Genomic DNA, 5,515 nt, shown 5'->3' on the forward strand with positions numbered 1-5,515 from the left:
ATAACCGACTTTGTTTGCGTTATAACCGACTTTGTTTGCAGTAGCCTGGTTTTCATTCAAAAACAGAAAAATCCCGGGAAGAAAAATTTCTTCTCCTCGGGATTCTATATACGTCACGACTGCGCAATGTCTTCACGCTAAACGACTTCCTCTACTTTTAATGAATATAAAGAAGGATTCCACATCGGAATCCTTCTTTTATTTATTTTCAGCAGTATCGATATGTGTTTCTTCTAAATCACTGATTTTATCCGCAGTATGATTTCCGTAAATTTCTTCTCCCTTGACTATTAAAACCAGGCCAACAACGAAAAAGATAAAGCTCATCATCAACGGTAAAATTCCTATTTCTTTTAAGGCCGTTCCATATACGCCGAGGTTCGCAGAGTATCCTAACGTTGCTACTTGCGGAGAATAGACTGCGGCAGCCACCAGCGTAAAACCGAATATCAGCACGCCGGAAAGAATGGAGATTCCGCCCAGTAAAACGAATTTCATCTTCTTCAGCTCCTTGGTTGATTTTAAGTTCTACTCAAATATACCAGAAAAATACTTTTCAGACTATTCTTTCTTTACGGTTCAGATGAATGCCAACCTCTTTAAACCGTTTGAAAATCCATCACTCATCATTCAAAATAAATAATAGGCAATAAAATTAATGACGGTTGACATAACCGGTACTGAAAAAATACCAAAGAGGTGCTCCAATGACTGCAGAAATAATCGTGCCCCTCAGCTGCATCGTGCTGCTTCTAGTTCTCGGCCTCTATCTGCTTCAGGGTAAAGGCGGCTGGCTGATTGCGGGCTATAATACATTGCCTTCTGAAGAAAAGAAAAAATACGATGAAGCAGCGCTGTGCAAAGCGACCGGCAAACTGATCCTCGCCATCACATTTACCATTGCGCTCATTACGGCAGGCGATGTGCTGGATATGGAGATACTAATGATCAGCGGCATTATCTTGATGATCCTATCTATTATCTCCGGCATCATTTACCTCAATACCGGCGAACGCTTCAAGAAACGCACAGAATAAAAGACTTCAAAGACTCCTGTTATCCACGATTAAACAAAAATATATTTCCCCTTAGGCTTTCTGCGCGACTAAAATATACAACGACTCAGAAGGAAACAGCTTATTGACAATCTGCAATCCGGCAGCTTTCAATTCCCGCTCCATTCCGACTGAAGAAATTCTCGGTGCCTTCGATTCCCCTTTTGGTTCCAGTTCGATGCAGACCAGATAGCCTTCCGGTTTCATTATTCTTTTGATTTCCGCTAATGTCACGGCTAAAGGAGTGATTTCATGCAGCACCAGTGAGGCAATCACGCCTTCGACTGATTCGCCGGGCAACGGAATATCCGAACCATTCGTGTAAATCGGAATGACGTTCGAAAGATTCTCCTGAACAGCTTTCACCCTTATGATTTCCAGCATCGATGCATCCGTGTCGAGGGCATACACATTTCCTCCAACCTTTTTCGCTGCCGGAATCGTGAAATAGCCGGTGCCTGCTCCAAAATCCAGCACCGTATCTGTTTCTTTGATTGGAATCAGACTGAACAGCTTTTCCGGTGACAGGGCATCTTTCCGTGCGGGATTTTCCAGATAAGAAATTTTCCCGTGATGTTGATGCTCACCGTGTGACTTGCCATGTTCTCCTTGCATCCATCTTCCTCCTCTTTTATTGAAATCAATTCTGTGCCTCCAGCTGTCTGGCTTCCGCCATTTTCACGATATCGAGCAGCAATTTGCCTGCCAGTTCTTCTTTCATATTGTCTTCCGCCTGCCGCATCACATTTTCGATCAGGCAGCCTTCGTGATGGATCGAGCACTCGAATAAATTCGTATTCCCTTCAATTGATTGGATGACATCCAGAAATGAAATCTCTTTTTGCCTCCGTGAAATCTTGTAGCCGCCTTTAACGCCAGGTGTCGATTCGATCAAACCTGATTTTGTCAGTTTCGTCAGGATTTTTGAAAGATAGGTCGGAGACAGCTTCTGCATCTCCGCCAGTTCCTGAACGCCAATCGGCTCTCCTTCAGGTTGACGCATCATGTGTACCATTGTGTGCAAAGCATAATTTGTTGCGTTGGAATATTTCATGACTACCTCCTGTAAAATTTATTCACAGATATTAAAGACTCTTATTGTCTCTAATTAAACAAACTATACCACCTGAAGTGTAATATGTCTATTAGCAGGATTTTTCGAAAATAAAGAAGCTGCCTTTACCAGCAACTCCTTCAACCTCTCTCTTAACATCTTACATACCTCCGCTTAAAGCCCAAGCGATCTTTTTCCATCGCCTTTTCAATGGCGGCAGTCGCATTCAGTAAACTGCTTTTTTTGCCTTCGCGCTTCATTTCCACGGTGCCGACCTGCGCTGCCGTCTCGAGCGCTTTTCCGGTCAGCGGCTTATACGACACGCCCACCGTTTCGATGAAATTGTTCATGGCGGATTTCGCGCGTTCCGGTGCATCATGAATCGTGTCTTTCACGAGATCGAGCATTTCAGACAGCTTCCTTTCCGAAAATTCTTCGTCCTTGCGGCTTCCGAGCAGCCAGCAGTAACAGCTCCAGCCCGCAGACATCCGCAGCTCCTCACCGCTTGCAATCCAGCGGTCGGCGACTTCCTGCGCGATATCCGATTCCGACAGCGTCACCGCCACGACGTAATCCGACAGCATATAAAAATATGCACCGTTCAGCCAGCGGTCGTAATCTTCTGCCATCATCGCTTTCGGGTCCGCGATAATGCCCGCAAAATACATGGCGTCGTAATTGCCTGTCGCGTACAGCGCCTCCGCCAGCTGCTGGTCGATCTTTATTTTCTTCGACAGCGGTTTCATGGAGCCGGTCGCGACACCAAACAGCGGTTCACGCGCCCCGTTCGAAAGATAGATTTTCTTCATCCGTTCTTTTCCCAGTGCCTCAAGCTCCTGCATGACAGTTTCAAAATCCATATTGTGCACGTCCTTTCCTGCTTCTCATCAAGCCGTTGATTTCTTTACCGCTCCAACTCTAACCTAACAGCACAGTCACTGGAAGTCACGCCTCATCTTTATTGTCTGGCGCTTTCTCAGGCCATCGGCGAGCAGATAGAAAGCGATGATCGAGAATGTCATGAAGAATAGAGCGACCAGTGGAATCCATTCAGCCGAATAAACGTCCCTCCGCAGATTGCTGAGGAGCACCGGCCATGAATTGGAGGCTTCAACAGATTGATAGCTGCGGTCAAGCTGGGAGAAAAATTCTTGATTGATATAAATCCCGATGACGCCGAGCTGCGCGAGCAGGAACATCGCTCTGCCCGCTTCCGTTGCACTGGAAGACAGCACTTCCCGTTTGAGTGCTGGCCAATAATAGCCTTTGAAGAGGGTCCATTTTCGTCCCCCGCTTGCGATGGCGGCTTCCATATAGGTCTGCCGTTTTTGTGTATGCAGCGATTCATAGAAGATCAATGAGAGCCTGCCCACTTCCACGACCGATATGATGGCCATTACCCAGAACGGCCGGTAATCCGAGAACATGACGCCAGGAACCGCGAGCAGGATCAAAATGATGAAAATTGTCGGCATGAATGAAAACACCGCATTCCAGATATTCATCAGCAGACGGACACCTGAAAGATAAAACGCGCCGATGGATACCAGCAGCGCCAGTACTAAACGCAATCCTACGATAACCGCCAGTATATAGAAGGTTTCTCTGGCACCGATCATGACTTTCGACCATAAATCGACGCCTTTTCTGTCCGAGCCGATCAGAAATTCTTCAGAAGGGGCATAAGGCGGCACGAGCAATCCGACGCCATTTTCTTTTTTGAGCAGGCTCTGTTCCATCGCCGGGTCAACACGCGGCAAATACGGTCCGAAAATCATGATAAAAAGCAGCATTCCTGTCATGATGAGGCCGATCCATAATGTACGGTTCATAGCTTCTCCTCCTGAACCGAAACGAATGAGCGCGCTATTCCGGATACGATATTCGCGAACAGGATAAAGACGGTGAACAGGAAGACGTAGCCGATTTGCCTGATGACATCAGCCGACAGCAACGCGCCAACATAAAAACTTGTCGCACTGCCGAGTGTATTATACATATAGAAAGCCGCACCTCTGTATTCAGTAAAAACTTCCACGATGAATAAATTCGATAAAGTGTAAAGGATCATCGTGTTCGAATGGGCGAGTATTTTCAACATTCCGTTTTTCAGCATATGTATATAAAGCACTTTCATCGAAGCTGTCCCTTTTGACCGGGCTGTCCGTACATAATCCATCCCCTGCTCATCTTCCAGAGCCTTGAAGGTGATTGCGGAAATGAACATGACGGGATAGATGGACAGATAAAGAATATTCATCAGGACATTATCGATCTCATCGTGGCCATACAGGTCGATATCCACCAATCCTTTTGCCTGCAAATACAACACAGCAAGTTGGATTAAAATGATTACGGCGATATCCGGTATCGCCAAAATGCCGGCAGTCGTATATTGGCCAAGAATTTTCCCTTTTCCTTTGCGGAACCGGTAATCCATTACGCCTTTTGCAATTCCCAGAAAAAAGCCGATAATAATGGCCGGCACAAAAATCTTCAAGCTCCGGAGAAACACATCATTAATCTGATCGCTCACCGGAATTCCGAATTGGTCGAGCCCAAGACCACGCTGTTCAATTATGTATGAAAAGAAGAATTTGATGTTTGCCCAATGGTTCATAAATTGATAGTCATATACTGCGCCGCCGAACGAACCACCCTGCCCTTCGGTGAAAACCGTATCCATGGGCAGCAGGATGATCAGCAGCAAAATGCTGAATGCAAGCATCCAGACGAATAAAGGAAAAAGTATTCGGTTAATCACGTTATCGCTCCTTTTAATACTTCACAAATGTCGTTACACCCCTGTGAGTGACAAAATTCTTATGGCTCAATTCCACTGTCCATTTTTTCGGGTCCAGCTGGTAGCGGCCAGTAGTGTCTTCGTATGTATGGCTTCCTGTATTAACGCGGATTGGCTCTGAATTTCTGTGAAGTCCTTCTATGTATTTCTCCAGTGCGTGCTGATTGGGGACGCTGTAAATTTCCAGTACATCGCCGGTTTCCATATACTTTTCCAGATAGGTTAGAAATAAGGGACTGTCGATTTTCTCAACTTCATAGAGGTATGGCATTGAAAATAAACCATCGATTTCTTTCTGCCATCCGGGATCCAGTGAGCGGACATAGAAGAATGTATAGTCTTCTTCTTTTTCAAATACTGTTTGATTGTTATAGTTTTCGATTTCTTCCGGCAAAATAAATGGCTTTGAGGAAGCGAGGAAGGTGATCGCGGTCATATGATTTCCCTCCTTTCATAATTATTTTCTGATTCATTTTATTTGATGGAATTTTCTAACTATAAATATTCTACCATAACACTTAGCACCTCTAAGCCGGAAAAATAAAATAGTGGAAGAACGGCCGAGAAATTGGCGAACGACGATATATCCCGCTGAGCGCCGAT

8 protein-coding genes are annotated in these 5,515 nt (G+C 45.3%); 1 reads left to right on the forward strand and 7 read right to left on the reverse strand.

The genetic code is table 11. The features are described from left to right. Positions 1–198: 198 nt before the first annotated feature. Positions 199–498, reverse strand: coding sequence for a hypothetical protein (locus KW93_RS04065; protein ID WP_033541695.1), 300 nt, complete (start codon positions 496–498; stop codon positions 199–201). 209 nt (positions 499–707) lie between these two features. Here KW93_RS04065 and KW93_RS04070 point away from each other — a divergent pair, with 209 nt between their 5' ends. Then, the gene (locus KW93_RS04070; RefSeq protein WP_052131456.1) at positions 708–1,037 is read left to right on the forward strand and encodes a DUF3784 domain-containing protein; all 330 of its coding nucleotides are present in this window, start codon (positions 708–710) and stop codon (positions 1,035–1,037) included. A 51-nt stretch (positions 1,038–1,088) separates the two neighbouring features. Here KW93_RS04070 and KW93_RS04075 read toward each other — a convergent pair whose 3' ends face one another. From KW93_RS04075 to KW93_RS04100, 6 genes are all read right to left on the reverse strand, one after another. Further along, entirely contained in the window at positions 1,089–1,670 is a 582-nt protein-coding gene (locus KW93_RS04075; protein WP_033541696.1) for a class I SAM-dependent methyltransferase, read from the reverse strand. 25 nt (positions 1,671–1,695) lie between these two features. After that, on the reverse strand, positions 1,696–2,109 hold the full coding sequence (locus tag KW93_RS04080; RefSeq protein ID WP_033541697.1) for an RrF2 family transcriptional regulator: 414 nt from the start codon (positions 2,107–2,109) through the stop codon (positions 1,696–1,698). Positions 2,110–2,261: 152 nt separating this feature from the next. Further along, positions 2,262–2,969: a DNA alkylation repair protein gene (locus KW93_RS04085; protein ID WP_033541698.1), complete on the reverse strand. Its 708-nt coding sequence runs from the start codon at positions 2,967–2,969 to the stop codon at positions 2,262–2,264. Positions 2,970–3,044: 75 nt separating this feature from the next. After that, a complete protein-coding gene (locus KW93_RS04090; RefSeq protein WP_033541699.1) occupies positions 3,045–3,941 on the reverse strand; it encodes an ABC transporter permease subunit in 897 nt (298 codons plus the stop codon). Further along, a complete protein-coding gene (locus KW93_RS04095; protein ID WP_033541700.1) occupies positions 3,938–4,873 on the reverse strand; it encodes an ABC transporter permease subunit in 936 nt (311 codons plus the stop codon). The genes KW93_RS04090 and KW93_RS04095 overlap by 4 nt, the downstream gene beginning before the upstream one ends. 13 nt (positions 4,874–4,886) lie before the next feature. Further along, the gene (locus KW93_RS04100; RefSeq protein ID WP_033541701.1) at positions 4,887–5,348 is read right to left on the reverse strand and encodes a hypothetical protein; all 462 of its coding nucleotides are present in this window, start codon (positions 5,346–5,348) and stop codon (positions 4,887–4,889) included. Positions 5,349–5,515: the final 167 nt, after the last annotated feature.

Origin of the sequence: Planococcus sp. CAU13 (assembly GCF_000775575.1) — a bacterium.
Classification (GTDB): domain Bacteria; phylum Bacillota; class Bacilli; order Bacillales_A; family Planococcaceae; genus Planococcus.

What these genes read in the sequence shown, in the direction of transcription:
- KW93_RS04065 (WP_033541695.1), bottom strand. Translation starts at nt 498, where the DNA reads ATGAAATTCGTTTTACTGGGCGGAATCTCCATTCTTTCCGGCGTGCTG.
- KW93_RS04070 (WP_052131456.1), top strand. Translation starts at nt 708, where the DNA reads ATGACTGCAGAAATAATCGTGCCCCTCAGCTGCATCGTGCTGCTTCTA.
- KW93_RS04075 (WP_033541696.1), bottom strand. Translation starts at nt 1,670, where the DNA reads ATGCAAGGAGAACATGGCAAGTCACACGGTGAGCATCAACATCACGGG.
- KW93_RS04080 (WP_033541697.1), bottom strand. Translation starts at nt 2,109, where the DNA reads ATGAAATATTCCAACGCAACAAATTATGCTTTGCACACAATGGTACAC.
- KW93_RS04085 (WP_033541698.1), bottom strand. Translation starts at nt 2,969, where the DNA reads ATGGATTTTGAAACTGTCATGCAGGAGCTTGAGGCACTGGGAAAAGAA.
- KW93_RS04090 (WP_033541699.1), bottom strand. Translation starts at nt 3,941, where the DNA reads ATGAACCGTACATTATGGATCGGCCTCATCATGACAGGAATGCTGCTT.
- KW93_RS04100 (WP_033541701.1), bottom strand. Translation starts at nt 5,348, where the DNA reads ATGACCGCGATCACCTTCCTCGCTTCCTCAAAGCCATTTATTTTGCCG.